This window comes from Modicisalibacter tunisiensis, assembly GCF_020148005.1.
GTDB classification, from domain to species: domain Bacteria; phylum Pseudomonadota; class Gammaproteobacteria; order Pseudomonadales; family Halomonadaceae; genus Modicisalibacter; species Modicisalibacter tunisiensis.
Map to the genome: position 1 here is coordinate 1,635,952 of NZ_JAGXFD010000001.1, position 24,354 is coordinate 1,660,305.

Below are 24,354 nucleotides of genomic sequence, written 5' to 3' on the forward strand. Positions count from 1 at the left end.
TCATGTGCCATCTATGTTGACAGACTCCGCCTGCAGGGCGTCACCGGCATTGAAGGTCGAATCCCCCGTCAGGTCCTGGCGCTGGATGTCGACCGTCATCGAGGCCGCCCCGCCCAGCGAGATCAGGTACTGGTCGGCGTAGTCCTGCACCGCCGCCGTGATGGCGGCATCCTCGGCCGTCAGGTCGCGCGGGTCGGGGCGGAAGAGAATGCCCGTGCGCGCGCCCTCGCGGCTGGCATTGGTCAGCGTCGCCTTGTCGAACAGCGCCACGCTGAACTCGATGATGCCGAACAGCAGCAGGAAGAGCAGGCTCGCGCTGATCGCGAACTCGACCGTCTCCGATCCATTCTGTCTGCGCAATGATTTCATGGTCGGCCTCCGTCACAGGGCGCTGCCGCTCATGCGGTTCAGCTTGCGTTGTACGTTGCGGGCGTTCTCGCTCGCCGTGACGTAGTAGGAGGGCGACTGGCGCATGGCCTCCTCGAAGAAGGACAGGGCCCGCGAGTAGTCGCCCGAGATCATCGTCACGTAGCCGACGTCGTTGTAGGCCTGGGCCGGCTTGCTGCTGCGCTCCAGGGCCTCCAGGGCGTAGTCGTAGTCGCCCTGGCGGGCGTGGACGAGCCCCAGGTTGCGCCAGGCCAGCTCGTAGCCGGGCTGGGCGCGCAATGCCGACTCCAGCGCCTCGTTGGCGCCGTCCCAGTCGCCGCGCAGGTAGCGCGAATAGCCCAGGTTGTTGAGCACCAGTGCCGAGTTCGGGTTGACCTTCAGCGCTTCCTGGTAGACCTTCTCGGCCTCCTCGCCCTTGCCCTGGATGTCCAGCAGGATGCCCAGCCCGTTGTAGGCCCGCCACGGCGCCTGCCCGTGGGCGATGACCACACCGCGCAGCTGCTTCTCGGCCTCCTTGTAGTGGCGGGTCTTGAGCAGCACCTCGCCGAGCCCGGTGCCCGCCAGGGCGTTGTCGGGCTCGAGCTTGAGCACCCAGCGGAACGCCAGCGAGGCGAGACGGTAGTTGTCCCGCTGGTAATGGATGTAGCCGATCTTGTAGAGCGCCTCGGCGGAGGGCGTGTCGGCGAGGCGCAGCCCGCGGATGTACTCGAACAGCGCCCGGTCGTAGTCGCCGGACTGCACGGCCGCGTCGCCGTTCCGATAGGCCTCCTCCGGCGAGCCCACCGGGAAGGCGGTCGCGTAGGTGGCCGACGACTTGCCGTCGGAGAAGACCCCGAACTCGTCCTGGGTGTTCTTCTGCGGCGTGCCGGCGCAGCCCGCCAGCCAGGCGCTGGCGGCGAGGATGCCGAGAAGCCGGAGGGTCCTGCCGGTGGTTTTCACGCCCTTGGTTTTCATTTTCATGATGGTGCCCCCTGCTCGATGAACTTGTTGTCTGCCTTCCCGAGAAACCCGACTTTTCGGATAAAACCTAGTGACCGCTCATGGCCCGGAACGCGCCCAGCAGCGGCGGCCCGATCGACACCACGAAGAAGCTGGGCAGCACGCAGAACACCAGCGGGAACAGCATCTTGGTGCTCACCTTGGCGGCCTTTTCCTCGGCTTCCTGGGTGCGCTTGTCGCGCAGTTCCGAGGCGTAGATGCGCAGGGTGGTGGCGATGCTGGTGCCGAAGCGCATGCTCTGCAGCAGGCTGGTGACCAGGCCGCGGATGTCGTCGACCCCGGTGCGTTCCTCCAGGTCGCGCAGGGCGGTGCGGGTGTCCATGCCCGCGCGGGTCTGCATGCCGAACAGGGTCAGCTCCTCGGCGAGTTCCGGCTGGCTGATCGCCAGGTCACGCGCCACCCGCTGGATGGCCGCGCCCAGCCCCAGGCCGGCCTCGCAGCAGACCACCAGCAGGTCGAGGGCGTCGGGCAACCCGCGGCGCAGGGCGAGCGTGCGCCGCTTTATTCGGCGGTCGAGCCAGAAGGAGGGCGCCACGAAGCCCACCACCCCCGCCCCTGCTGCCACCAGCAGGCCGATGTTCAGGGGCACGCGGAAGGGGATCGTCGCCACCATCGCCACGCTGGGCAGCAGCAGCGCGAGCCCGAGCTTGGCGCCGAAGAAGGTGTTCAGGGCGCCGGGGGTGCGGATGCCGGCCTGGCGCAGCCGGCCGTAGGCCTTGCTGCGGGCCTCCTCCTCGGTGGGCATCAGCCGCTTGCCCATGGGGTCCACCAGGCCGCGCAGGCCCTGGCCGACACCATCCCCGGCGGTGGCGCTGCCGGCGTTGCCCGCCGTGGCACCGGCCGGCTGCGCCTCGAGATGCTTGAGCCGGCGTCGCAACGGGTCGGCCAGCCCCAAAAACAGCAGCATGATGGCGGCCAGCAGGGCGAAGACCGCCAGGCCGAGCAGGGCCACGAAGCTGAGCTGGGCCAGCTCGGGGTCGACGATCAGGCTATTGAGCAGGGCCCGCAGCTGATTCAGGAATTCCATGACGCGTCTCCCTCTACACCTCGATGCGCACGATGCGGCGCATCCACAGGATGCCGATGATGGTCATCACGAACGCCGCCATGACCATCTGCCGGCCGACCGGATCCTTGACCAGCATCGGCAGGAAGTCCGGGCTGGTGATCGACAGCACGCCCGCCAGACCGAACGGCAGCAGCGACAGGATCCAGGCGGCCAGGCGCCCCTCGGCGGAGAGCGTCTTCAGCTTGCGGTGGAAGCGGAAGCGCTCGCGGATCACCGCGGCCAGCCCCTCCACCAGCTCGGCGAGGTTGCCGCCGGTCTCGCGCTGGATCAGCACCGAGGTGACGAAGACCATCACCGTCACGCTGCCGATGCGCTCCAGCAGCCCCTCCAGGGCCAGGCGGATGTCGCCGCCGTAGTTGATCTCCATGAAGGTGATGCGGAACTCCGGCCCGATGGGGTCGGGCATCTCCTCGGCGACCAGCTTCATGGCGTCGTTGAAGGGATGCCCGGCGCGCAGCGCCCGGGCCATGATCACCAGGGCGTCGGGCAGCTGCTCCTCGAACGTCGCCAGGCGCTGGTTGCGCTCGCGCAGCAGCTTGAGCAGGGGCAGGGCGCCGGCCACGATCCCGCCGATCGCGCCCATCAGCGGAAAGCTCGTCCACTCGGCGAGCAAAAGGCCGGCCACCACGGCCAGGGTCAGGCTGACCAGCACCACCCGGTAGGCCGGGGTCTCGCGACCGGCCTGGTCGATGAGGCGCTCGAGGCGGCGCATGCCGGGCAGCGTCCCGAGTGCCCGTTCCAGCGACGAGCGCTGCCGGTGCTGGTTCAGCAGCGCGAGTCGCTCGCGGCGCTCCGGGGTGTCGGCGACCGCGCGCAGGCGCTTGCGCAGGCGCTTGCGGGCCTGCCGGTTCTCGCCGAAGGCCGGCACCATGAAGCTCTGCACCAGCAGGAACACCGCGACGGCGACCATGATGACGACGATCGCCTGGTCGGAGAGGTTGACGTTCATCGCCATTGCTCCTCGCCCGGCTGGAACACCTCGAGGCCGGGGTCCATGCCGCGCTGCTTGAGGCGGTCATAGAAGTGCGGCACCACCCCGGTCGCGCTGAAGCGGCCGATGACGTTGCCGTCGGTGTCCACGCCCTCGCGGCGGAAGGTGAAGATCTCCGACATGGTGATGACATCGCCTTCCTGGCCGTTGATCTCCTGCACGCTGACCAGGCGGCGCCGGCCGTCCTCCTGACGCTCGACCTGCAGCACCACGTCGATCGCCGAGGCGATCTGCGCGCGCAGCGGGCGCATCGGCAGAGTGATCCCGCTCATCGCCACCATGCTCTCGATGCGGGTCAAGGCGTCGCGCGGGGTGTTGGCGTGGATGGTGGTCAGCGAGCCGTCGTGGCCGGTGTTCATCGCCTGCAGCATGTCCAGGGTCTCGCCGCCGCGCACCTCGCCGATGATGATGCGGTCGGGGCGCATGCGCAGGCTGTTGCGCACCAGGTCGCGCTGGCTCACCTCGCCGCGGCCCTCGATGTTGGGCGGGCGGGTCTCGAGGCGCACCACGTGCGGCTGCTGCAGCTGCAGCTCGGCGGAGTCCTCGATGGTGACGATGCGCTCGCGATGCGGGATGAAGCTCGACAGCACGTTGAGCATGGTGGTCTTGCCCGCCCCGGTGCCGCCCGAGACCAGCACGTTGAGCCGCGACTTGACGATCGCCTCGAGCAGCCGCGACACCGTCTCCGACAGGGTGCCGATCTCGACCAGGTTGGCGGCGGTGAGGTTGTCGACCGCGAAGCGGCGGATCGACAGCATGGGGCCGTCGATGGCCAGCGGCGGGATGATGGCGTTGACCCGCGAGCCGTCCTTGAGGCGGGCGTCGACCATCGGCGAGGACTCGTCGATGCGCCGGCCCACGCTGGAGACGATGCGATCGATGATCGACATCAGATGGCGGTCGCTGGCGAAACGCAGGCGGGTCTGCTCGAGCTTGCCGTGGCGCTCGACGAAGATCGGTGCCGTGCCGTTGACCAGGATGTCGGAGACCGTGCGATCGGCCAGCAGGGCTTCCAGCGGGCCCAGGCCCAGCACCTCGTCCTGCAGGTCGGCGACGATGCGCTGGCGCACGCTGGCGTTGAAGGGCAGCGTCTCCTCGCGCATCAGCGTCTCGCAGACCATCTGGATCTGGTTGCGGGCCTCCTTGTCGCCCAGCCCGCCGAGCAGCGACAGGTCCAGTGTCTTGACCAGCCGCTTGAACAGCGCCTCCTTGAAGGCCTGCTCCTCCTCGCTCAGGCCGCCGTCGCCACCGCGCAGCCCCGGGGCCGTCCAGCCGGCATTGTTCGGCGGCGGGGTGGTACCGGCGGGGTTGCCGTTGGCGGCATGGCCGTTGGAAGCGTGGCCGTTGCTGCCGGTGAGTCGTTCGCGCAGGTTCATCGATTCTCTCCTCTCGGGCATCGTCAGGCATGGTCAGCCATCGTCAGGCGCGCCGGGCCCAGCCCAGCAGGTTCCATCCCGAACTGCGGGTGCGCAGCTGGCCGTCGCCCTCGTCGAGCGAACGGGCCAGGCGTTCCAGGTGGCGGGTGATCGCGGCGCCGCCGGCCGTCTCGAGCAGCGGGCTGCCCATGTTCACGCTGCGGCTGACCCGCCGGTAATCGTTGGGCAGGCTGATCACCTGCAGGTCCGGCAGCGCCTCCTGGATATCCTTGAGCGAGATCGGGTTGCTCTTGCTGAACCGGTTGACCACCACGGTGATGCGCGAGTCGGCGATGCTCAGCTCGTTGCCCAGGATGCTCACCAGCTGCTGGGCGTCGCGCAGGTGGGCCACGCCCTGTTCCATGACCACCAGCACCTGGTCGGCGTGTTCCAGGGTCATGGCGGTGGCGCCGCTGACCCAGCGCGGCAGGTCGACGACGATGTCCTCGTAGGCCTCGCCGAGCAGCTTGAGCAGCATCTCCACCCGCTCCTCGGGCACCTCGGCGATGGTCATGCGGTCCTCGGGGGTCGAGGCCATCAGGTCGAGCCCGCTCTGGTGGGGCAGCACGTAGCCCTCCAGGGCCAGCAGGTCGAGGCTGTCGACCAGCTCCAGGGCGCGGACCAGGCCGTTGCGGGGCGTGAGGTTGAAGTACAGCGGCAGGGCGCCGAACTGCACGTCCATGTCCACCAGCACGGTGTGGCGTTCGAGGGAGGCGGCTAGGGCATGGGCCAGGTTGGCGGCGATCACGCTCGCCCCCGAGCCGCCCTTGGCGTTGATCACCGCGGTCAGCCGGGCGGCCTTCTGGCTGGCGGCGACCCGCTGGTCGCGCAGCAGTTCGCCGAGGAACTGGCCGATCTCGCCGTCGTCGACGGGGGGCGACAGGTAGTCCCGGGCGCCGGCGCGCATGGCCACCCGGATCAGCTCGGTATTGGACGCCTCGCCGACCACCAGCAGCGGCGGGCGCTCGCCCGGCGGGCGCTCGGCGTAGGCCGCCAGCTCGGCGCGCCAGTTCTCGCTGGCCACCAGCACCAGGGCATCCGGCAGCGGATAGACGTCCTTGAGCGGGTCGACCGTGCCGTTGAGCAGCACGCGGGTCCTGACGCCGACATCGCGGCGGGTGCGCAGCAGGGTCTCGAGCGCCCCCAGCTCATCCCGCGAGCGGCCGGCCAGCAGTACATCCAGTCGATTGCGCATACCCTACCTCACTGATCGGAATGTGGATGTGTCCCGCCGCCGCCGGGCGTGGTGCCCGAGGGCGCGGGGCTCATTGCGAGACATCGGGCATCCTGGCGCCGTAACCGGCGGACGGCGCATCGCCATTCCGATAGGCGTTCATGGTGCCGGCCGCCCGGTCGCCGTGCAGCGTCGGTGGCGGCGGCGTGTCGCCCGGGCGGTAGGTCTGGGCCTGCAGCATGTGGTGAACGCTGGCGCCGTAGGGCGGCAGCCCTTCCTCGGGATTGGGGGCACAGGCGGCGACCAGCGCCGAGCAGAGGGTCACGAGCAGCAGTCGATGGCGGTACATGGCGGCTCTCCTGGGTTGGCACGCGTTCATGGGCACGCTCAGAGGTCATGGCCGAAGCGGCCTTCGGTGCCGCCGTCGCGGCGATTGAGCAGCGGGTCCACGGACTCGCCGCCGCCCTGGCTGGCCGGGGCTTCCGGGCGGCCGCCCAGGCGCCCCAGCAGGTAGAAGTCCACGTCGCTGGGGGCGACGAAGCTGCCGGTGGGCAGGTGGGCCTGGTCCGGGGTCATCGGTTTGGCCAGGCGCGGGGTGACGAAGATCACCAGCTCGGTCTGGTCCTTGATGAACTCCTGGCTGCGGAACAGCGCGCCGAGCACCGGCAGGTCGCCCAGGCCGGGCAGCTTGCTGACGTTCTGGCGCAGGTTCTCGTTGAGCATGCCGGCGATGGCGATGGTCTGGCCGTTGCCCAGCTCCAGGGTGGAGCTGGCGCTGCGCTTGACCAGCGCGGGCACGAAGAACTGGCTGGAGGCGCCGCTCGGGGCCACGGTCAGGCTGTTGTCCGAGACCAGATCCGAGACCGCCACGCCCACCTTGAGGTTGATGACCCCCGAGTCCAGCACCACCGGCACGAAGTTGAGCCCGACGCCGAAGTCCTTGTAGTCGATGGTCACCTTGCCGTCGCCCTGGGGCACGGGGATGGGGAACTCGCCGCCGGCCAGGAAGGTGGCCTCCTCGCCGGTCAGGGTGGTCAGGTTGGGCTCGGCGAGGATCTTGGCGACCCCCTGGCGGTTGGCGGCGTCGAGCACCAGGTTGAGCAGGTAGTCGCCGCGCTGGTAGCTGGCGAAGATCCCGGCATCCTCGATGGTCGCCGTGCTCGGCGCGAACTCGTCGACGACCGGGCCCGTCGGCGTGCCGAGCGGATTGCCGCCGCTGACCGCCGGCAGGCGCCCTTGCCCGGCTGCATCATTGAACAGGGCGTCGGGGAAGGTGGCGCCGCCCTTGACGGCGCCCAGGCGCAGCGACGAGCCGACGATGTTGAAGACGTTGAACTGGCTCTCGAGGCGCTTGACCAGCGAGCGCGTGACCTCGGCGACCTTGACCTCGAGCATGACCTGCTGGGCGCCGCCCACCTGCATCATGTTGAGGATCGGCGAGTCGCCCTTGTCATCCTTGCCCTTAGGCACGTAGCTTTCGGCCAGCCGCAGGGCGGTGTCCATGCGCTCGGCGCTGGAGACCTCGCCGCTCAGGATCAGCCGGCCGTTGGCGGCGCGCACCTGCACCGACTCGTCGGGCAGCAGCTCGTGGAGGTCCGCCTTGAGCGACTCCATGTCCGGGGTTACCTCGATGTTGAGCGAGCCCTGAACCTTGTCGTTGCGGTCCCACAGCACCACGTTGGTGTTGCCCAGCGACTTGCCGAGCACGTAGATCTGCCCCGAACGCACCACCACGATGTCGGCCACGTCAGGGTTGCCCACCGAGAGGATCTTCACCGGGTGGGGGAAGTCCAGCACCTTGGACTTGTCGATCGCCACGTCCACCGACATGGCCCGGTTCTGCCCGGAGATGGCGAGCGGCACCGCGCCGGTGGACTGGGCGCCGGCCACCGGCCCCCAACCCAGACCCAGCACCAGGACCAGCCCGGTCAGCAGCCTTCTTGTTCCCTGGTTGTTCATGAGACCCTCACCCTTGTTTTCGTTATGAAGCGGCATTGGCGGGCTCGCCGGCGGCGCGTCAGTTGCGCACTACCGTCGAGCTCATCTGGGTGCCGCGGATCACGCTGACCCGCATCGCCACCGGCCGGTGGTGGGTGACCGCAGCCTTCGGCGGTGCCTTGGGCGCGGCCGGTTCGGCCTAGGCGACCTCAACGGGTGCCTTCTTCTTGTCCAGCGGGTTGCGCAGGGTCAGCTGCACCCGGCCTTCCTGGGTCGCCTCGACGAGCTGTTCGGCCTGCGACGGGGTGACCTCGAGGGTCACGGCGCGCACGATCACCGGGCTGTCGCGGTCCTGGGAGGCGATCTGGTCCACGGCCAGCACCTTGATCTCCTGCAGGATGGTCTTCGACGTGACCTGGCGGCCGCCGCCATTGCGACGGGTCGAGACGATGTCCACCATGTTGCCGGGCAGCAGGAAGCCGGCGACGCCGACCACGTCATCGACGCGAACGCTGATCGCCCGCTTGCCGGGGGCGAGCACCGCCGACAGGGCGCTGCCGCCCAGGTACTCGGAGAGCCGGTTCTTGAGCACCACCTCCCCGGGGTAGATGGGCTGCGAGCTGACCTGGCCCACCACCTGATCCACCGAGGTGAAGCTGCCCTTGGGCACCGCGTAGGGCGGCAGCTGGATGGTATTGAGATCGGCGGCTTGGACCTTGCGCCCGAAGGGGATTTCCAGCGCCGCCACCACCACCGAGGCGGTGTCCGGCGCGTCGCCGCCTGCGCGTTGCTTGAGCCAGCTGTTGGCCAGCCCCGCGGCTCCCGCCGCCAGTACCAGGGAGATCCCCAGCATCGCGACCACACCCTTCTTTCTCATGACTCACGCTCCTCCCCGGCGGCACCGGGCTCCATGAAGTAGGTTCGCCAGGCCCAGCGCAGCGCGGCCTCGTCGAGCGCGGCCTCGCCGCGGTAGCCCAGGTAGTCCATCGCCAGCCCCAGCAGGTCGCGGGGGTGGCAGGGCAGCAGCGGCACGCCGTGGCGGCCGTGCAGGGCGTCGATGACGAAGTCCGCCATCGCCGGGTCCGCGTCCAGCCCGTGGCGGTGGCACTCCTGCTGCCAGATCGTCCGGTACTCGTCGCGGGCCAGCGGGTCGAAGCGGATCTTGTAGCCGATGCGGCGCAGGAAGGCCGGGTCGGCCAGGTCCCGCGGGTGGCGGTTGCTGGAGAACACCAGGGCGACATCGAAGGGCACCTGGAAGTGCTGGCCGCTGCGCAGGCTCAGGAAGTCGCGACGCTCCTCCATGGGCACGATCCAGCGGTTGAACAGCTCGTCCGGCGGCATGCGCTGGCGCCCCAGGTCATCGATCACCAGCATGCCGTTGTTGGCCCGCAGCTGGGCCGGGGCATGGTGGATGCGGGTCGCGGTGTCGTACTGCACCTCGAGCATGTCCATGGTCAGCTCGCCGCCGACCACCACCACCGGGCGGTGGCAGGGCACGTAGCGCGGGTCGTGGCCCTGGCCGAGATGCAGCGAGTTCAGGTATGACTCGGCGACGCTCGCTGTATCCTCCAGCGGTGCCTCGAGGGGTTCGTGCACGCCACCATCGAACAGGCGCACCGCCTTGCCGGCGACCAGCACGGCATGGGGTATCAGCACCTCGCCGGCCAGCAGCCGCGCCAGCCGGCGGGCGATATAGGTCTTGCCGGTGCCGGCGTCGCCGTGGATGAAGGTGGCCCGCCCGGAGTGCAGCGCCGGCCCCAGCTGGTCGAGCAGCTCGGGGCGGATCTGGATATCGGCGAAGGCGGCATGCACGCGGTCACGATCGACACTGCGGGCGCTCATCGACTGCCGCTCGACGAGGGCGGCGTACTGGGCCAGCGGCACCGGCGCCGGGCCGATGTAGCCGTCCCGCGCCAGGGCTTCCTGTGCCGCCAGTCGACCACGCTCGGTGAGCGCGAAGCGCAGCAGCCCGTCCAGGGTGGCGCCGCGCACCTCGACACGCGCCGTCTCGCGCAGGAAGGCCAGCACCGGCTCCAGCAGGCCGCCGGCGAGCGCGACGCAGCGGGTGAGTTCCTGCAGGTCGAGCACGCCCTGCTCGAACAAATGCTTGGAGATCAGGTCCGACACGTACAGCTCGCTCAGCCCGGCCTCCGCCAGGTCGCGCGGGCGCGGCGCCAGAGGGGCTGGCGCTGACGGCTCGGCGGCAAGCGGGGCGGCATCGGGGCGGATCATGGCGTCATCTCCGTCAGTTCACGAGAAGGGGCACGAGAAGGTTCAGGCTCAGTTAGCCAGCCACGGCGACTGCCAGAGCAGAACCAGGGTGGTGCCGATGGCGATCGACACCGCATAGGGGAACTTGCGGCCCATCACCTCACCCTCGGCAGGCGCGAGGTAGACCGGCCGGCCGGTAACGACCAGCGTCCTGAGCATCAGCCCGTAGCGTGCCCAGGGCGAGATGGTGGTACGGGAAAACGGTGCGCTCGCGGCGAAGCCCAGGGCGATCAGCCCCCCCCACGGCGATGCTGGCCAGTGCGGCAAGAAAGACACTGTAGGGTCCCAGGAAGGTGCCGATGGCGGCCATCAACTTGACGTCGCCGGCCCCGGTAAATCCGGCCAGATAGCCCGGAAGAAGAACAATCAGGCCGATACCCAGCCCTTCGATGGCGGCCAGGGCCCCGTCGTGGCCTGCCAGCAGTCCCTGCAGCAGGATGCCCACAACGGCCCCGGCCATAATCAGTAGATTGGGGATGCGGCGCTTTCGCAGATCCCACATCACTGCGCTTACCAGCAGGAGTGCCAAAGGAGCGGCAAGAATCAGTGATGAAGGCTGCATCGATTTCGCTCCTTTATTGACCATATTAATAAGGGCACCGGGTAAGCCCGGTGCCCCAATTCACCTTCTATGCAACTGCAGTGCCGCCCATGGCGGTCAGCAGATTGTTCAGGTAAAGCTTGGCTTGTGTACCGATCCCCGTGAATACTGCAGCACCCACCGCCACAATCAGTCCGGCCACCAGCGCCCATTCCACGACTTCGGTCCCTTCCTCGTCCTTCAGGAACCGCTGCACACCCATCATCAACTTGTTCATGTCCTGAATCTCCGTTGCATCCTGTTTTTGACTGGGCTTGTTGTTTTGCCCCCGGGAGTCAGCTCCCGAAGTCAGCTTGGGTGTATCTGAATGTTACGGCTTGTATTCTCTTGCAATGGATCAGGAGTATCTTGCAGCTCGGGCGGGCGCATGAGGCGGCGTCATGCGCGGCTGGAGAGGGGGACTGAGGCGACGGGGGCGAGGAAGGTGGCTCTCGCCATGCGATGAGCGTTCATAAAACAACGACTTGTGACGCGATTGTTGCACGGCTCATGAGTCGCTGTTTAACGATCGAGGGCCACTCAGCTAGCCGGTTGGGCAGGCGGGAGATGAAAAAAATCATCCCGAATCGAGCGGGTTTTTCAGTTTGTGGCGGGTACCGTAGATGAGCTTTTTCGACGGTGTGGCAGGGATTGTTTACGCATTGTTACGTAGCGGGGCGGCCATAGGGTTTGCCCGAAAAGTCGGCGAGCGAAGATCAGGCAAGGCAAAAATCAGCGAGAAAGCGGAGTTTACGAGGTGTAAATGAGCATTTTGAGCTGATTTTTAACGCAGCATGATCGAGCGCAGCCAGTTTTCAGGCAAAGCCTACCCCCGCGCCGAGGGGGTAGACATGTCGCTCAGCGAGTCGAGCAGCTTGCGGGTGGTGGTTTCCTCGGCGCCGCTGGGGATCGCCCGGGCGGGCAGCCAGACGTGGAAGATGGTGCCGCGCCCCGGTGAGGAGGCGACGCTCAGCTCGCCGCCGCTGCGCCGGACGATGCCGCGGCTGATGGCCAGGCCGAGCCCGGAGCCGGCCTCGCGGGTGGTGAAGAAGGGGTCGAAGATGCGTTCGCGCAGCGCGCGGGGAATGCCCGGGCCGGGGTCGGCGACGCGGATGTCCACGCCCTCGACCCGGCCGTGGCCGGGCAGCTCGCGGCTGGCGTCGCGGGTGCGCAGGTGCAGCGTCATCGGCGCGTCGCTGGCCTGGGTAGCGTTGAGCAGCAGGTTGACCAGCACCTGCTGGAGCTGGCCGCGGTGGCATTCCACCGCGCGGGTGGCGTGCAGCGCCAGGTGCAGGCGATGGCCGTGACGGTCCAGCGCGTGACGCACCAGCAGCTCGGTGTCGGCGGCGATGGCGTTGATGTCCTCGCGGTGAAAGCGGGTGTCGTGGCGGCCGGCCCGGGAATACTGCAGCAGGTTGTCGATCAGGGCGCGGATGCGCTCGACCTGGGCGATGATGGTCTCGACCTCGTCGCGCACCGGCTCCACGTCGGGCCCCAGCCGGTCGGCGAGCACCTCGATGTGGCCGAGGATCACGGCGGCGGGGTTGTTGATCTCGTGGGCGATGCCGGCGGTCATCTCGCCCAGGGCGGCGAGCTTCTCCTGGGTCATCAGGCTGGCGCGGGCCTGCTTGAGCAGGGCGACGTGTTCCTCCAGGGCACGGGTCTTCTCGCTCAGCGAGCGGGTGCGTGCCTCGACGCGCCGCTCGAGGGTCTGCGCGGCGCGCTGCAGGGCGTCCTGGTGGGCGTCCAGGCGGTCGAGCATGGCATCGAACTCCTGGGCCAGCTCGGCCAGTTCGTCCTGGCCGTTGAGGTGGCCGATGCGCAGCCGGCGGCCCTCGCGGATGCCGTGGATGACGTGGTGCATGCGGCGCACCGGGCTGGCGAGCACGTCCACGCCGCGGATCACCAGCAGCCCCGAGATCAGCACGATCACCGCCAGCACGGCGCCGATCTGCAGCAGGGTCTCGCGGTAGAGCGCCTCGTAGGGGGCCAGCGGGAAGCCGGCGTAGATCATGCCGATGCGTTCGCCGGTCAGCGACTCGAGCGGCGCATAGGCGGCCACGTACCAGCCGCTGACCACGAAGGCGTTGTCGATGAAGCGCTTGCCGTCGCCCAGCACCCGGCGGCTGACGGGTTCGGAGACGCGGGTGCCCAGGGCACGCTCGCCGTTGTCCAGGCGCACGTTGGTGGCGACGCGAACGTCGTCGAGAAACAGCGTGACGCTGCCGGTGGTGCCCTCGGGCAGGGTGCCCGGGCCGTAGACCAGGTCGCGGATGTCGTCGACGGGATCGGTCGCGCCGTTGAGCAGGCGCCCGCCATCCAGCAGCAGGCGGGGGTGACCGGTGGTGGCGGGCAGGGTATAGAGCGTGCGCAGCACCATGCCGCGGGTCTCGTACTGCCGGGTGCTGGGGGTCGCCCGTGGCGTCTTGCGCAGGGCGATGCGCGCCCGGCGGGCCAGCCCCGGCGCGAGGTTGTCGAGCCGCCCGGCGTCGAGCACGTCCAGCCCCGAGAGGCCGCCGTCATCGGCAGGCGACTGCAGGCGTCGTTGCAGCTCGGGGGCGTCGTCGAAGGCCGTGAGCGGGACGACACGCAGCCAGTCCAGCTGCATGGCGGCGCGGGTCTCGTCGAGCAGCGCGGCGAGCGACTGGGTGCTTTCGCCGTTCAGCGCCGAACCCAGCGCATGGCTGTGACCGAGCTCCTCGAGACGCGCCTGCTGGCGCTGGCTCAGCCCGTCGAGCACCCGCGAGGCCACCGCCAGGTCGGCGCGCACCTTCATGTACAGCTGGCGATCGTTGTAGGTCGAGGTCCAGTAGGCGGTGAGGGCGGTCAGGGCCAGGATCAGCAGCCCCAGCGGCGCGAAGGCCAGCCACAGCAGGCGGCGCCGGATCGAGGCGCGGACCCAGCGCCGCAGCCGCTTCATGCGCCGGTGTCCTGCCAGGCGGCCAGCTTGCGATCGAGGGTCTTGCGCGACACGCCCAGGGCGCGGGCGGCGCTCGACTTGGTGTGGCCGTGGGCGTCGAGCACGGCGAGGATGTGCGCGCGTTCCACGGCGTCCAGCGTCCAGTCGCTGGGGTAGCCGGTGCCGGGCGCGTCCTCGGGAGTGGCAGCACCGTCATCGAGCATTTCACCGGGCAGCTTGCCGAGCAGGATGCAGCGTTCGATGAAGTTCTTGAGCTCGCGGATGTTGCCGGGCCAGGCGTAGCGGGTCAGGCGCTCGAGGTCGGCATGCTGCCAGGGCAGAGCGGCCAGGCCGAGCTCCCGGGAGAGCTGCCGGGAGAAGTGGTGCGCCAGGGCGGGAATGTCCTCGGGGCGCTCGCGCAGCGCGGGCAGCGTCAGGGTCAGCACGTTGAGGCGGAAGTAGAGGTCCTCGCGGAAGCGGCCCTCGTTGACCTCCTGCTGGAGGTCGCGGTGGGTGGCGGCGACGATGCGCACGTCCACCGGGCGCTCCTGCTCGCTGCCCACCGGGCGAATGCGCTTGCTCTCCAGCACGCGCAGCAGCTTGGCCTGCATGGCCAGCGGCATCTCGGCGATCTCGTCGAGGAACAGGGTGCCGCCGTCGGCGTAGGTGAACAGGCCGTCGCGGGTCTTGACCGCGCCGGTGAAGGCGCCCTTGACGTGGCCGAAGAGCTCGGATTCCAGCAGGTCGCCGGCGACGGCCCCGCAGTTGAGGGGCACGAAGGCGCCGAAGCGCCCCGAGAAGCGGTGCAGGTCGCGTGCCACCAGCTCCTTGCCGGTGCCCGACTCGCCGTGGATCAGCACCGCCGAGGGGGTCGGCGCGACCCGCTCGATGAGTGCGCGCACCTGAGCCATGGCCTGGCTGTCGCCGATCATGCTCTCGTCGGCGTGACGCAGGCGCTTTGATTCGCGCTGCAGCACGAAGTTTTCCCGCGCCAGGCGGCGCTGGGCGAGGCAGCGGTCGACGGCGCTCTGCAGCTGTTCGAGGCGGAAGGGCTTGATGATGAAGTCGCTGGCACCGGCGCGTAGGGCCTTCACCGCCATGTCGAGGTCGGCATAGGCGGTCATGAAGATGACGTCGCTGCGCCGTTCGGGACCCAGCGCCTCGTGCCAGTCGACCCCCGAGCGGTCGGGCAGGCGGATGTCGACCAGCAGCAGGTCGAAGTGCAGCCGCTGGCGCAGGGCTTCCGCCGCGGTCAGCGAGTCGGCGGTCTCGATCAGCGCGAAGCGCGAGGCCAGGGCCTTGGACAGGTAACTGCGCATGCCGGGTTCGTCGTCGACGATGAGGACGGACGCGGTCGGCAGTTCGGTGGATGCGGTCATGTACGGCGTTCTCTGCGTCTCGGGACAAAGTGTCCCGATATTGGGTCAATTTGTTACATCTAATGAGCGACCGGATTATTTTCATGGTAAAAGCCCGGATAGAATCCGGCAATTGTCCGGAAGCAGGGGGCTCGCATGATCGTCTTCGGTGACGCGCTCGAGGCTGTTCCGGCGACAGGCCTTCGCGGGGGCGCTGTAAGCCCGTCCCTGGGCGCTACCTCGGCCCTCCCTGGGCCGAGGACCCCCTCTCCGGCCTGTCCCCGGCGCCTCTCGCTGACATGATCGCGATAGCCCGGTGCCGGGCGCTTGATGCCGCAGGCGGGCACAAAAATTGCTGAGGGAAGCGAGCACATCGCAATCCGACACGACACGAGGAGATCCCATGCTGAAACGTCGGCTTTCGCTGCTCGCCATCGCGGCCGTCACCGCCATGCTGGCGACCGGGGCTCAGGCGGCCGAGATCATTCGCCTGGCGACCACCACCAGCACCTACAACTCCGGCCTGCTCGACTACCTGCTGCCCAAGTTCGAACAGGATCATCCCTACCAGATCCAGGTCATCCCCGTGGGTACCGGCAAGGCGCTGCGCCTGGGCCGGGACGGCGACGTCGACCTGGTGCTCACCCACGCGCCCGCGGCGGAGAAGGCCTTCGTCGATGCCGGTTACGGCGTCGAGCCCCACGGCGTGATGTACAACGACTTCGTCATCGTCGGCCCGAGCGACGATCCGGCCGGCATCAAGGGCGGTGATGACGCCGTCAAGGCGCTGGCCACGCTGGCCGACAAGAACGCGACCTTCGTCTCCCGCGGCGACGATTCCGGCACCAACAAGAAGGAAAACCACCTGTGGAAGGCGGCGGGCGTGACCCCCGACTTCTCGAACTACAAGGCCGCCGGGCAGGGCATGGGCGCCGTGCTCAAGATGACCAGCGAGCTGCAGGGCTACACCCTCACCGACCGCGGCACCTGGCTGGCCATGAAGGATAACCTGGATCTTTCCATCCTGGTCGAGGGCGACACCAAGCTGTTCAACCCCTACCAGGTGATCCTGGTCAACCCGGAGCGTTACAAGAACCTCAATACCGAGGGCGCGCGGGCCCTGGCGCAGTGGCTGATCTCCGACGAGGGGCAGACCCTGATCGACGCCTTCCGCCTCAAGGGCAAGGTGCTGTTCCACGCCAGCGCCGGCGAGGCGGTCGACCCGTCCAAGGCGGTCGGCGCCAACTGAGCCGACTCTCCCTCCCGCCCGCCTCTCTCCGGGGGCGGGCCCGATTCCTGAATCCACGAGGACGCGTCGATGCATGAACTCATGGCCACGATGGGGAAGGCGCTGCACCTGCTGGTCTCCTTCGACCCGGCGCTGTGGGAGATCATTGGCGTGTCGTTCCGCGTCTCGCTGACGGCGATCCTCGTGGCGCTGCCCCCGGCGTTACTGGTGGCGCTGGTACTGGCGCGGGTCGCCTTTCCCGGTCGCTGGCTGGCGATCTCGCTGGTGAACACCTTCATGGCCGTGCCCACGGTGGTGGTGGGGCTGGTGCTGTTCATGCTGCTGTCGCGCAGCGGTCCGCTGGGCGAATGGCAGCTGCTCTTCACCCAACGTGCCATGGTCATCGGCCAGATCATCCTGGCGTCGCCGATCCTGATCGCCATGCTGCACAGCTCGCTGCAGAGCATCGACCAGCGCGCCTGGGAAACCGCCCGCCAGCTGGGCGCGGGCCGGCTGCAGGCCTTCGCCATGCTGATCCACGAGGCGCGCTTCGGCGTCATCGCGGCGGTCCTGGCCGCCTTCGGTCGCATCATCGCCGAGGTCGGCAGCGCGGTGATGATCGGCGGCAACATCGAACACTTCACCCGGACCATCACCACGGCGATCGCGCTGGAAACCCTCAAGGGCGAGTTCGCGCAGGGCATCGCGCTGGGCATGGTGCTGCTGCTGCTGGCGCTGCTGCTCAATGTGCTGCTGGGGGTGATGCGTGGACGGGGGCAGCAGATGGTGAGTGCCTGAGAACCGCCGAGGAACCGATCATGCTCGAGGTAAGCCGGCTGTCCCACGGCTTCGGTCGTCGGCCGCCCCTGTGGGAGATTCCGCACCTGCGCTGGGACGGGCGCTCGCTGGTGCACCTGCGCGGCGACAACGGCAGCGGCAAGACGACGCTGCTGCGCCTGCTGGCCGGGCTGGACACGCCGCGTCGCGGCACCATCCGCTGGACCCTGGACGACGGCGCGCCGGCGGCGCCGCCGCGCTTCGGCGATCTGCTCTACCTGCACCAGCAACCCTACCTCTTCGATACCAGCGTCGCCGGCAACCTGCGCCATGTGGCGCGCTGGCAGGGCTGGCGCGGCGACGATGCGCGCTCGCGCATCGCCTCGATGCTGGCGCGCTGCGGGCTGGCCGACCATGCCCGGCAGCACGCCCGCTCGCTGTCCGGCGGCGAGCGCATGCGCCTGGCGCTGGCGCGGGCCTGGCTGCTGTCGCCGCGCGTGCTGCTGCTCGACGAGCCCACCGCCAGCCTGGATCGCCAGGCGATCGACGACATCACCGCGCTGATCCTCTCGCTGCGCGAGACGGGCTGCGCCATCGTGCTCAGCGCCCACCAGCAGAGCGTGCTGACCGAGCGCTGCGACGCCGAATGGCATCTGGAGCGTGGCGGCCTGCAGGTCGGCGACATGCAGGCCGGCATTGCGGAGCCCCGGCCTCTCGGCGCGGACTCCTGAGCCGGGTATGATGCCGGGACAACGCTATGAGTGGAGTGAGGTCATGCGCGAGGGTGAAGTGACCGCCGTGATACTGTCCGGCGGGGAAGGGCGCCGCATGGGCGGGCGCGACAAGGGCTGGGAGCCGCTCGCCGGCCGGCCGTTGATCGCGCATGCCCTGGACCGGCTGACGCCGCAGGTCGATCGGGTCCTGATCAACGCCAACCGCAGCCTGGAACGCTACCGCGAGCTGGGCTACCCGCTCGTCAGCGACCGCGAGGCGGGCTATCACGGCCCGCTGATGGGCATGTGGAGCGCACTGTGCGCGGTGGAAACCCCGTGGGCGCTGTTCGTGCCCTGCGACTCGCCGGCCCTGCCCGAGGATCTGGTGGTCCGCCTGCGCCAGGGCATCGGCGACTGCCGCATCGCCGTGGCCCATGACGGCGAGCGTGCCCATCCGGTGGTGGCGCTGATCGACACCGCGCTGCGCGACGATCTCGGCGAGGCCCTGGCCGCCGGCGAGCGCAAGATCGACCGCTGGTACGCGCGCCACCCCTGGTGTCACGTCGACTTCGCCGATCGCCGCGAGGCCTTCGCCAACCTCAACTCGCCCGACGAGCGCGACGCCATGGAGCGGCGCCTGCGGGCGGACGGGTCGTTTTGACCCGGGCCGCCAGCACCGGGCGAAATCACGAGGAACGACGCCGACCTGTTGCCCTTGACGGGGCCGTGCGTCGGCATGCCTGTTGCTTCCGAGACGCGATAGTTTTCCCGATGATCGAGAGAACCCGATGACCTTGTCGCTTGACACGCTGGAGATCCCGCTGCTGGGCATTGCCGCCTGGAGCGGGACCGGCAAGACCACGCTGCTCGAGGCGCTGCTGCCCCGTCTGGCCGAGGCCGGGCTGCAGGTGGCCGTCATCAAGCACGCCCACCATGCCTTCGAGGTCGACCGGCCGGGCAAGGACAGCCATCGACTGCGCCAGGCGGGGGCCGCGCCGATGCTGGTGGCCTCGGGCCAGCGCTTTGCCCTGATGATGGAGACCCCCGATCGCGAGGAGGCGGACCTGGCTGAGCTGATTCCCCATGTGCTGCCCCTGTCGCCGGACCTGATCCTGGTGGAGGGCTTCAAGGCCTGGCCGCTGCCCAAGCTGGAGCTGCATCGCCGGGTGCTGGACAAGCCGCTGCTGGCCGACCGGGACCCCTGGGTGCGGGCGGTGGCCACGCCGGACGATATCGCCCTGCCGGCGGGGGTCGAGCGTCTGGCGCTCGACGATCACGACGCGCTGGTTGACTGGCTGAGCCAATGGCCGGGGCGCTGGCCCGAGATGCGCCGCGGCCCGAGGGAGGTGGCATGACCTTATCCTGCTTTGAACTGGGCCAGCGCATGCTCGGCGTCGACGAGACCCTCGACGCCCTGGCGGCGATGACCCCGCCGCCGGTCGACGCCCGGCGCGTGCCCCTGAGCGAGGCCGTCGACGGCATCCTGGCGGCGGACGTGATCTCGCCGGTCGACGTGCCGCAGAACACCAACGCCGCCATGGACGGCATCGCCCTGGCCTGGGACGAGCAGCGGCCGGTCACCGAGGTGGCGATCGTCGGCGAGGTGCTGGCCGGTTCGCGCCCGGCGATGACGCTCTCGCCCGGGCAGGCGGTGCGCATCACCACCGGCGCGCCGCTGCCGCCGGGGGCGGATACCGTGATCATGAGCGAGCAGCTCGCCGTGGCCGCTTCCGCCGAGCGGGTGGGGATCGAGCGCCCCGAGCGCGTGCGCCACGGCCAGAACGTGCGCCAGGCCGGCGAGGATCTCGCCCGGGGCGCGGCGGCGCTCGCCGCGGGGACCCGGCTGCGCCCGCAGCACCTGGGCCTGCTGGCCTCGCTGGGGCTGGCCGAGGTCGAGCTGTTCCGGCCGCTGCGCGTGGCGGTGTTTTCCACCGGCGACGAGGTGACCGCCCAGGGCGAGCCGCTGCCCGCCGCTGGCATCTACGACACCAACCGCTTCTCGCTGCGCGGGCTGCTGACGCGCCTGGGCTGCGAGGTGATCGACCTGGGGATCCTGCGCGACGAGCTCGACGGCATGCGCGAGGCGCTGGCGGCGGCGGCGCGGGATGCGGACCTGGTGCTGACCAGCGGCGGTGTCTCGGTGGGGCAGGCCGACTGGGTCAAGCCGGCGCTGGAAGCCATCGGCGAGCTGGGGCTGTGGCGGATCGCCATGCGCCCGGGGCGGCCGATGGCGTTCGGGCGTATCCGCCGGGACGGTGGGCGCGAGGTGCCGTTCTTCGGGCTGCCCGGCAATCCCGTGGCGGTGATGGTGACATTCCTGCAGTTCGTGCAGCCGATGCTGCGCCGCATGCAGGGCGAGCGCGACTGGCAGCCGCTGCGTCTGACCGCGCTGGCCGCGGAACCCCTGAAGAGCCGCGAGGGGCGCGTCGATTTCCACCGTGGCGTCTACAGCGGTGACGCGACGGGGCGGCTGTGGGTGCGCACCACCGGCCGCCAGGGCTCCGGCATCCTCAGCTCGATGGTGGCGGCCAACTGCCTGATCGAGATCGGCGACGACCGCGCCGTGGTCGAGACGGGCGAGCCGGTGACCATCCAGCCGTTCGGCGACCTGACCTGACACGGTGAACGGCCTTGCGAGGGCGCAAGGCCGTTCACCGTTGTGACGGACGTGCCTGGTAGTGCGTCAGTGAGTCAACCACAGACACTCGACGGTGTCGCCTTCCTCCAGCGTGCTGTGGGCCGGGATCACCGCCAGGGCGTCGGCATCCAGGCAGGATGACAGCACCGCCGAGTTCTGGTCGGCGAACGCCCGGGCGAGCACGCCCTCGGGCGTGAAGTCGAGGGCGACGCGCATGTAGTGGCGGCGTGCCTGGGTGCGCGTGGCGAAGGCCGCGCGGGCCCACAGGCGCGGCAGCTCGGCCATGCGCGGGCTGCCCAGCAGCGCCCCCATCAGCGGGCGCAGGTAGACCCAGGCACCGACGAAGCACGACACCGGATTGCCCGGCAGGCCGACGAAGCGGGCCTGGCCGATGCGTCCCAGCGCCAGCGGCTTGCCGGGGCGCATGGCCAGCTGCCAGAGGTCAAGCCGGCCCAGCGATTCCAGGGCGTGCCGGACGTGATCCTCCTCGCCGACGCTGACGCCGCCGGTGGTGATGATGACGTCGGCGCACTCGGCGGCCTCGCCGAGAATCCGCCGCGTCGTGGCGAAGTCGTCGGGCACGGTCTCGCGCATCACCAGCTCGGCGCCGAAGCGCTCCAGCAGCCGCGAGAGCATGGGCCGGTTGGAGTTGTGGATCTGCCCGGGGCCGAGCGGCTGGCCGGGATCGACGATCTCGTCGCCGGTGGACAGCAGCGCCACGCGCGGGCGGCGGCGCACGCTCACGCGGGTGATGCCCTGGCCGGCCAGATGCCCCAGGGCGGCGGCTTCCAGCAGCGTGCCGGCCTCCAGCAGCGGCTCTCCGGCGCTGACGTCGCGCCCGCGCCGGCGCACGTTGTCGCCGGCCGCGATGTCGCCGGGAATGAATACGCTGTCCTCTCGCGTCTCCACGCGCTCCTGCATCACCACGGTATCGGCGCCCGGCGGGATCTCGCCGCCGGTGAAGATGCGCGCGCAGCTGCCCGGCGCCAGCGGCGTCGGTGCATGCCCGGCCGCCACCCGCTGGCTGACCGGCAGCCAGCCGCCGGCGTCGGCGTGGCGCAGGGCGTAGCCGTCCATGGCGCTGTTGTCGGCGGGCGGCACGTCGAGGCGGGCGGTGACCGTCTCGGCGAGCACGCGCCCGGCCGCCTGCTCGGCGGCGACCGGTTCGGCCTCGAGCGGCGCGACGCCGTCCAGCAGCGCCTCGAGGGCCCGTTCGACGCTCTGCAGCTCAGCCATGCTGCCCCCGCCCGGGGATCACCAGGTTGGCGAAGTTGCACGGCTTGTGGCGGCTGTCGAGCTGCTCGTGGAGGATGCCGTCCCAGGCGGTACGGCAGGCACCGGTGGAGCCCGGCAGGCAGAACACCACGGTGCGGTTGGCCAGCCCGCCCAGGCAGCGGCTCTGCACGGTGGAACTGCCGATTTCCTGCCACGACAGGTGGCGGAACAGCTCGCCGAACCCCTCGATGTGCTTGTCGAGCAGCACCGAGACCGCCTCGGGCGTGGAATCGCGCCCGGTGAAGCCGGTGCCGCCGGTGGCGATGACCACCTGCACGGCCTCGTCGGCGATCCACTGCGCCACCACCGCGCGGATGCGGTAGACGTCGTCGGGGACGATGCGCTTGGCGACGAGCTCATGGCCGTCGCGCTCCAGGCGTTCCACCAGCGCCTGCCCGGAGCGGTCGGTGTCCTCCGTGCGCGTGTCGGAGACGGTCAGCACGGCGATCTTCAGCGGGACGAAGTCGGCGTCGCTCATGCCTTGACGTCCTTACGGGCCTGCTGGCGCGCTTCCAGTGCGGCGAGCTGCTCGGGGCTGGCCGGCGTCTGGTAGAGCGACTTCCACTCGCTGTAGGGCATGCCGTAGACGTACTCGCGGGCCGTTTCGTAGTCGAGCTCGACGCCGCGCTCTCCGGCGGCGGCCACCAGCCACTTGGACAGGCAGTTGCGGCAGAAGTCGGCGAGAATCATCAGGTCGATGTTCTGCACGTCCTTGTTGGCGTCGAGGTGCTCCAGCAGCCGACGAAACGCGGCGGCTTCGAGCTCGGTACGGGTGGTGACATCGAGATGCTGCATGGACTCGGTCTCCTGGTTGGGATGAATGCCAGCATATCAAAGCACGACACCGCCCGGAGGCGGTGTCGGTGCAAAAAGTGATTCAACGATCAGTTGGGGCGATTTCAGTTGGGGCGATTGGCGGTCGCCGTGTCGTCGTCCACCGGCGGGTTTTGTTGCTCGGGCTGGCCGGCGCTGTCCTTGACCTCCTCGTACCACAGGTTGTGGTGCTGCTTGGCCCAGGTCTCGTCGACATAGCCGGTGGTCATGCCTTCCAGCGCGCCTTCGGTGCCCAAGGTGCCGATGTAAATGTGGCCCAGGGCCACGGCCATCAGGATCAGCGAGGTCACGGCGTGGAACATGTTCGCCCACTGCATGTTGTCGCGGGTCTGGCCGAACAGCGGGAAGTCGAGCACGAAACCGCTGACGATCACCAGCAGGCCCACGCTGGCGAGGATCCAGTACCAGGCCTTCTCCCCGGCGTTGGCGAAGCCGGCGTCGGGGTGCTTGTTGCCGACCATGCCACCGCCCTGCTTGAACCACTGCCAGTCGTGCTTCCTGGGCAGGTTGACGGTGAGCCACTTGGCCAGCATCAGCAGCAGCAGGATGCCGAACACCGGGCCCACGTAGTTGTGGGTCAGCTTGGTCAAGGCGATCAGGTTGGCCCAGAAGGCGTCGCCGAAGGCGTGGCGGAAGACGAACTTGCCGTACAGCAGGTTGAGCCCGGTCAGCGCCAGGACGATGAACAGCGTCGCCACGGTCCAGTGCATGGCCCGTTCCAGCGCGGTCCAGCGCAGCAGCTTGCGGCCGGTGCGTTCCTCGTCGAGGTCGTTGCGGCCGACGATCAGGTAGAAGATCACCAGGATCGCCAGCATGCTGCCCAGGGCGATGAGCCCGGCGGGGGAGATCCAGTCGTTGCGGATCTGGCGCCAGGTCTCGCCGCTGGTGTTGATCAGGCTGTAGGTGGAGTCATGGCGAGTGTCGATGAAGTTCTCGCCGTTCTTGACCTCGCGCCAGGTGTCGGCGTTGATGGTGCCGACCGCCTGGTTGAGCTCCTGGTCGGGATCGGCGGCCTGCGCGGTCGATACCAGGCCGGCGGTGAGCACCGCCAGCATCAGTATCACTCCGAGCACGCGCAGCCGTTGCAGGCATTGCATGAGAGTGTGCATGGGAACGCTCCTCACTTTTCAGCGCGGGTGGCGTCGTAGGCCATGTTGTCGAGATTGGCCGAGACATCCGGGGCCGACGCTTGTGCCTTGTCGACGGAGGACCAGCCGCCGTCCTTGTGACCGCGATAGACCACGCGCTGACGGAAGATGTCGGAGATGGTCTGGGCATCCCCGGCGAGCAGCGCCTTGGTGGAGCACATCTCGGCGCACAGCGGCAGCTTGCCCTCGGCGATGCGGTTGGCGCCGTACTTCTCGTACTCCTCTTCCTTGGTCTCGGCGGGACCGCCGGCGCAGAAGGTGCACTTGTCCATCTTGCCGCGCTCGCCGAAGGCGTTCTGCTTGGGGAACTGCGGCGCGCCGAACGGGCAGGCGTACAGGCAGTAGCCGCAGCCGATGCAGATGTCCTTGTCGTGGAGGACGATGCCGTCATCGGTCTTGTAGAAGCAGTCGGTGGGGCAGACCGCCATGCAGGGGGCGTCGTCGCAGTGCATGCAGGCCACGGAGATCGACACTTCCGAGGGCTGGCCGTCGTCGAGCGTGACCACCCGGCGGCGCTGGATGCCCCACTCGGTCTCGTTGGCGTTCTTGCAGGCGGTGACGCAGCCGTTGCATTCGATGCAGCGTTCGGCGTCGCACAGGAATTTCATTTGAGCCATGGTGTTCTCCTCTCACCGGCGAGGCGCGCGGCCTCGCCGGTCT

General features: G+C 69.2%; 25 protein-coding genes. 6 read left to right on the forward strand and 19 right to left on the reverse strand.

Annotated features, from left to right (window positions below; translation table 11 throughout):
- From KGQ91_RS07620 to KGQ91_RS07685, 14 genes are all read right to left on the reverse strand, one after another.
- Positions 1 to 369, reverse strand: coding sequence for a TadE/TadG family type IV pilus assembly protein (locus KGQ91_RS07620; RefSeq protein WP_224420675.1), 369 nt, complete (start codon positions 367 to 369; stop codon positions 1 to 3).
- A gap of 12 nt (positions 370 to 381) precedes the next feature.
- A complete protein-coding gene (locus tag KGQ91_RS07625; RefSeq protein WP_224420676.1) occupies positions 382 to 1,347 on the reverse strand; it encodes a tetratricopeptide repeat protein in 966 nt (321 codons plus the stop codon).
- Between the two features lie 67 nt (positions 1,348 to 1,414).
- Entirely contained in the window at positions 1,415 to 2,413 is a 999-nt protein-coding gene (locus tag KGQ91_RS07630) for a type II secretion system F family protein (RefSeq protein ID WP_224415634.1), read from the reverse strand.
- A 13-nt stretch (positions 2,414 to 2,426) separates the two neighbouring features.
- Positions 2,427 to 3,404 (reverse strand): type II secretion system F family protein, encoded by a 978-nt coding sequence (locus tag KGQ91_RS07635; RefSeq protein ID WP_224415633.1) that lies wholly within the window; start codon positions 3,402 to 3,404, stop codon positions 2,427 to 2,429.
- Positions 3,401 to 4,822, reverse strand: coding sequence for a TadA family conjugal transfer-associated ATPase (locus KGQ91_RS07640; protein WP_224420677.1), 1,422 nt, complete (start codon positions 4,820 to 4,822; stop codon positions 3,401 to 3,403). The genes KGQ91_RS07635 and KGQ91_RS07640 overlap by 4 nt, the downstream gene beginning before the upstream one ends.
- Positions 4,823 to 4,865: 43 nt before the next feature.
- The gene (locus KGQ91_RS07645) at positions 4,866 to 6,056 is read right to left on the reverse strand and encodes a CpaE/TadZ family protein (RefSeq protein WP_224420678.1); all 1,191 of its coding nucleotides are present in this window, start codon (positions 6,054 to 6,056) and stop codon (positions 4,866 to 4,868) included.
- A 70-nt stretch (positions 6,057 to 6,126) separates the two neighbouring features.
- Complete coding sequence (locus tag KGQ91_RS07650) at positions 6,127 to 6,384, reverse strand: hypothetical protein (RefSeq protein ID WP_224420679.1); 258 nt, start codon at positions 6,382 to 6,384, stop codon at positions 6,127 to 6,129.
- 38 nt (positions 6,385 to 6,422) lie between these two features.
- Positions 6,423 to 7,994, reverse strand: coding sequence for a type II and III secretion system protein family protein (locus KGQ91_RS07655; RefSeq protein WP_224420680.1), 1,572 nt, complete (start codon positions 7,992 to 7,994; stop codon positions 6,423 to 6,425).
- Between the two features lie 178 nt (positions 7,995 to 8,172).
- On the reverse strand, positions 8,173 to 8,850 hold the full coding sequence (cpaB, locus tag KGQ91_RS07660) for a Flp pilus assembly protein CpaB (RefSeq protein ID WP_224415628.1): 678 nt from the start codon (positions 8,848 to 8,850) through the stop codon (positions 8,173 to 8,175).
- On the reverse strand, positions 8,847 to 10,205 hold the full coding sequence (locus tag KGQ91_RS07665) for an ATP-binding protein (protein ID WP_224415627.1): 1,359 nt from the start codon (positions 10,203 to 10,205) through the stop codon (positions 8,847 to 8,849). Before KGQ91_RS07665 ends, cpaB begins: the two co-directional genes overlap by 4 nt.
- A gap of 139 nt (positions 10,206 to 10,344) precedes the next feature.
- Positions 10,345 to 10,806 (reverse strand): A24 family peptidase, encoded by a 462-nt coding sequence (locus tag KGQ91_RS07670; RefSeq protein ID WP_224415626.1) that lies wholly within the window; start codon positions 10,804 to 10,806, stop codon positions 10,345 to 10,347.
- Between the two features lie 67 nt (positions 10,807 to 10,873).
- The gene (locus KGQ91_RS07675; protein ID WP_224415625.1) at positions 10,874 to 11,062 is read right to left on the reverse strand and encodes a Flp family type IVb pilin; all 189 of its coding nucleotides are present in this window, start codon (positions 11,060 to 11,062) and stop codon (positions 10,874 to 10,876) included.
- Between the two features lie 588 nt (positions 11,063 to 11,650).
- Positions 11,651 to 13,744 (reverse strand): sensor histidine kinase, encoded by a 2,094-nt coding sequence (locus KGQ91_RS07680; protein WP_224420681.1) that lies wholly within the window; start codon positions 13,742 to 13,744, stop codon positions 11,651 to 11,653.
- On the reverse strand, positions 13,741 to 15,102 hold the full coding sequence (locus KGQ91_RS07685; protein ID WP_224420682.1) for a sigma-54-dependent transcriptional regulator: 1,362 nt from the start codon (positions 15,100 to 15,102) through the stop codon (positions 13,741 to 13,743). Before KGQ91_RS07685 ends, KGQ91_RS07680 begins: the two co-directional genes overlap by 4 nt.
- Before the next feature lie 382 nt (positions 15,103 to 15,484).
- On the opposite strand from KGQ91_RS07685, the gene KGQ91_RS07690 reads away from it, so the two are divergent.
- The 6 genes from KGQ91_RS07690 (at position 15,485) to moeA (ending at position 20,416) form a co-directional block, all read left to right on the forward strand.
- Positions 15,485 to 16,330: an ABC transporter substrate-binding protein gene (locus KGQ91_RS07690; protein ID WP_224420683.1), complete on the forward strand. Its 846-nt coding sequence runs from the start codon at positions 15,485 to 15,487 to the stop codon at positions 16,328 to 16,330.
- 69 nt (positions 16,331 to 16,399) lie between these two features.
- On the forward strand, positions 16,400 to 17,107 hold the full coding sequence (locus KGQ91_RS07695) for an ABC transporter permease (protein WP_224420684.1): 708 nt from the start codon (positions 16,400 to 16,402) through the stop codon (positions 17,105 to 17,107).
- A gap of 20 nt (positions 17,108 to 17,127) precedes the next feature.
- A complete protein-coding gene (locus tag KGQ91_RS07700; RefSeq protein ID WP_224420685.1) occupies positions 17,128 to 17,817 on the forward strand; it encodes an ABC transporter ATP-binding protein in 690 nt (229 codons plus the stop codon).
- 43 nt (positions 17,818 to 17,860) lie between these two features.
- Positions 17,861 to 18,460 carry a molybdenum cofactor guanylyltransferase MobA gene (mobA, locus tag KGQ91_RS07705; RefSeq protein ID WP_224420686.1) on the forward strand — a complete coding sequence of 200 codons (600 nt, stop codon included), beginning with the start codon at positions 17,861 to 17,863 and terminating at the stop codon, positions 18,458 to 18,460.
- A gap of 127 nt (positions 18,461 to 18,587) precedes the next feature.
- Positions 18,588 to 19,154, forward strand: coding sequence for a molybdopterin-guanine dinucleotide biosynthesis protein B (mobB, locus tag KGQ91_RS07710; protein ID WP_224420687.1), 567 nt, complete (start codon positions 18,588 to 18,590; stop codon positions 19,152 to 19,154).
- On the forward strand, positions 19,151 to 20,416 hold the full coding sequence (gene moeA, locus KGQ91_RS07715; RefSeq protein WP_224415617.1) for a molybdopterin molybdotransferase MoeA: 1,266 nt from the start codon (positions 19,151 to 19,153) through the stop codon (positions 20,414 to 20,416). The genes mobB and moeA overlap by 4 nt, the downstream gene beginning before the upstream one ends.
- A 66-nt stretch (positions 20,417 to 20,482) precedes the next feature.
- Here the strand turns inward: moeA and KGQ91_RS07720 are convergent, their stop codons facing one another.
- The 5 genes from KGQ91_RS07720 to fdh3B form a co-directional block, all read right to left on the reverse strand.
- Entirely contained in the window at positions 20,483 to 21,673 is a 1,191-nt protein-coding gene (locus KGQ91_RS07720) for a molybdopterin molybdotransferase MoeA (protein ID WP_224415616.1), read from the reverse strand.
- Positions 21,666 to 22,190 (reverse strand): molybdenum cofactor biosynthesis protein B, encoded by a 525-nt coding sequence (gene moaB, locus KGQ91_RS07725; protein WP_224415615.1) that lies wholly within the window; start codon positions 22,188 to 22,190, stop codon positions 21,666 to 21,668. The genes KGQ91_RS07720 and moaB overlap by 8 nt, the downstream gene beginning before the upstream one ends.
- Positions 22,187 to 22,507: a DUF1244 domain-containing protein gene (locus tag KGQ91_RS07730; RefSeq protein WP_224420688.1), complete on the reverse strand. Its 321-nt coding sequence runs from the start codon at positions 22,505 to 22,507 to the stop codon at positions 22,187 to 22,189. The genes moaB and KGQ91_RS07730 overlap by 4 nt, the downstream gene beginning before the upstream one ends.
- A gap of 104 nt (positions 22,508 to 22,611) precedes the next feature.
- On the reverse strand, positions 22,612 to 23,655 hold the full coding sequence (locus tag KGQ91_RS07735) for a formate dehydrogenase subunit gamma (RefSeq protein WP_224420689.1): 1,044 nt from the start codon (positions 23,653 to 23,655) through the stop codon (positions 22,612 to 22,614).
- Positions 23,656 to 23,666: 11 nt separating this feature from the next.
- Positions 23,667 to 24,311 carry a formate dehydrogenase FDH3 subunit beta gene (fdh3B, locus tag KGQ91_RS07740; protein ID WP_163650277.1) on the reverse strand — a complete coding sequence of 215 codons (645 nt, stop codon included), beginning with the start codon at positions 24,309 to 24,311 and terminating at the stop codon, positions 23,667 to 23,669.
- Between the last annotated feature and the right edge of the window lie 43 nt (positions 24,312 to 24,354).

Excerpts from the sequence above, each read along its gene's own strand:
- KGQ91_RS07620 (WP_224420675.1), bottom strand. The coding sequence starts at position 369 with ATGAAATCATTGCGCAGACAGAATGGATCGGAGACGGTCGAGTTCGCG.
- KGQ91_RS07625 (WP_224420676.1), bottom strand. The coding sequence starts at position 1,347 with ATGAAAATGAAAACCAAGGGCGTGAAAACCACCGGCAGGACCCTCCGG.
- KGQ91_RS07630 (WP_224415634.1), bottom strand. The coding sequence starts at position 2,413 with ATGGAATTCCTGAATCAGCTGCGGGCCCTGCTCAATAGCCTGATCGTC.
- KGQ91_RS07635 (WP_224415633.1), bottom strand. The coding sequence starts at position 3,404 with ATGAACGTCAACCTCTCCGACCAGGCGATCGTCGTCATCATGGTCGCC.
- KGQ91_RS07640 (WP_224420677.1), bottom strand. The coding sequence starts at position 4,822 with ATGAACCTGCGCGAACGACTCACCGGCAGCAACGGCCACGCTTCCAAC.
- KGQ91_RS07645 (WP_224420678.1), bottom strand. The coding sequence starts at position 6,056 with ATGCGCAATCGACTGGATGTACTGCTGGCCGGCCGCTCGCGGGATGAG.
- KGQ91_RS07650 (WP_224420679.1), bottom strand. The coding sequence starts at position 6,384 with ATGTACCGCCATCGACTGCTGCTCGTGACCCTCTGCTCGGCGCTGGTC.
- KGQ91_RS07655 (WP_224420680.1), bottom strand. The coding sequence starts at position 7,994 with ATGAACAACCAGGGAACAAGAAGGCTGCTGACCGGGCTGGTCCTGGTG.
- cpaB (WP_224415628.1), bottom strand. The coding sequence starts at position 8,850 with ATGAGAAAGAAGGGTGTGGTCGCGATGCTGGGGATCTCCCTGGTACTG.
- KGQ91_RS07665 (WP_224415627.1), bottom strand. The coding sequence starts at position 10,205 with ATGATCCGCCCCGATGCCGCCCCGCTTGCCGCCGAGCCGTCAGCGCCA.
- KGQ91_RS07670 (WP_224415626.1), bottom strand. The coding sequence starts at position 10,806 with ATGCAGCCTTCATCACTGATTCTTGCCGCTCCTTTGGCACTCCTGCTG.
- KGQ91_RS07675 (WP_224415625.1), bottom strand. The coding sequence starts at position 11,062 with ATGAACAAGTTGATGATGGGTGTGCAGCGGTTCCTGAAGGACGAGGAA.
- KGQ91_RS07680 (WP_224420681.1), bottom strand. The coding sequence starts at position 13,744 with ATGAAGCGGCTGCGGCGCTGGGTCCGCGCCTCGATCCGGCGCCGCCTG.
- KGQ91_RS07685 (WP_224420682.1), bottom strand. The coding sequence starts at position 15,102 with ATGACCGCATCCACCGAACTGCCGACCGCGTCCGTCCTCATCGTCGAC.
- KGQ91_RS07690 (WP_224420683.1), top strand. The coding sequence starts at position 15,485 with ATGCTGAAACGTCGGCTTTCGCTGCTCGCCATCGCGGCCGTCACCGCC.
- KGQ91_RS07695 (WP_224420684.1), top strand. The coding sequence starts at position 16,400 with ATGCATGAACTCATGGCCACGATGGGGAAGGCGCTGCACCTGCTGGTC.
- KGQ91_RS07700 (WP_224420685.1), top strand. The coding sequence starts at position 17,128 with ATGCTCGAGGTAAGCCGGCTGTCCCACGGCTTCGGTCGTCGGCCGCCC.
- mobA (WP_224420686.1), top strand. The coding sequence starts at position 17,861 with ATGCGCGAGGGTGAAGTGACCGCCGTGATACTGTCCGGCGGGGAAGGG.
- mobB (WP_224420687.1), top strand. The coding sequence starts at position 18,588 with ATGACCTTGTCGCTTGACACGCTGGAGATCCCGCTGCTGGGCATTGCC.
- moeA (WP_224415617.1), top strand. The coding sequence starts at position 19,151 with ATGACCTTATCCTGCTTTGAACTGGGCCAGCGCATGCTCGGCGTCGAC.
- KGQ91_RS07720 (WP_224415616.1), bottom strand. The coding sequence starts at position 21,673 with ATGGCTGAGCTGCAGAGCGTCGAACGGGCCCTCGAGGCGCTGCTGGAC.
- moaB (WP_224415615.1), bottom strand. The coding sequence starts at position 22,190 with ATGAGCGACGCCGACTTCGTCCCGCTGAAGATCGCCGTGCTGACCGTC.
- KGQ91_RS07730 (WP_224420688.1), bottom strand. The coding sequence starts at position 22,507 with ATGCAGCATCTCGATGTCACCACCCGTACCGAGCTCGAAGCCGCCGCG.
- KGQ91_RS07735 (WP_224420689.1), bottom strand. The coding sequence starts at position 23,655 with ATGCACACTCTCATGCAATGCCTGCAACGGCTGCGCGTGCTCGGAGTG.
- fdh3B (WP_163650277.1), bottom strand. The coding sequence starts at position 24,311 with ATGGCTCAAATGAAATTCCTGTGCGACGCCGAACGCTGCATCGAATGC.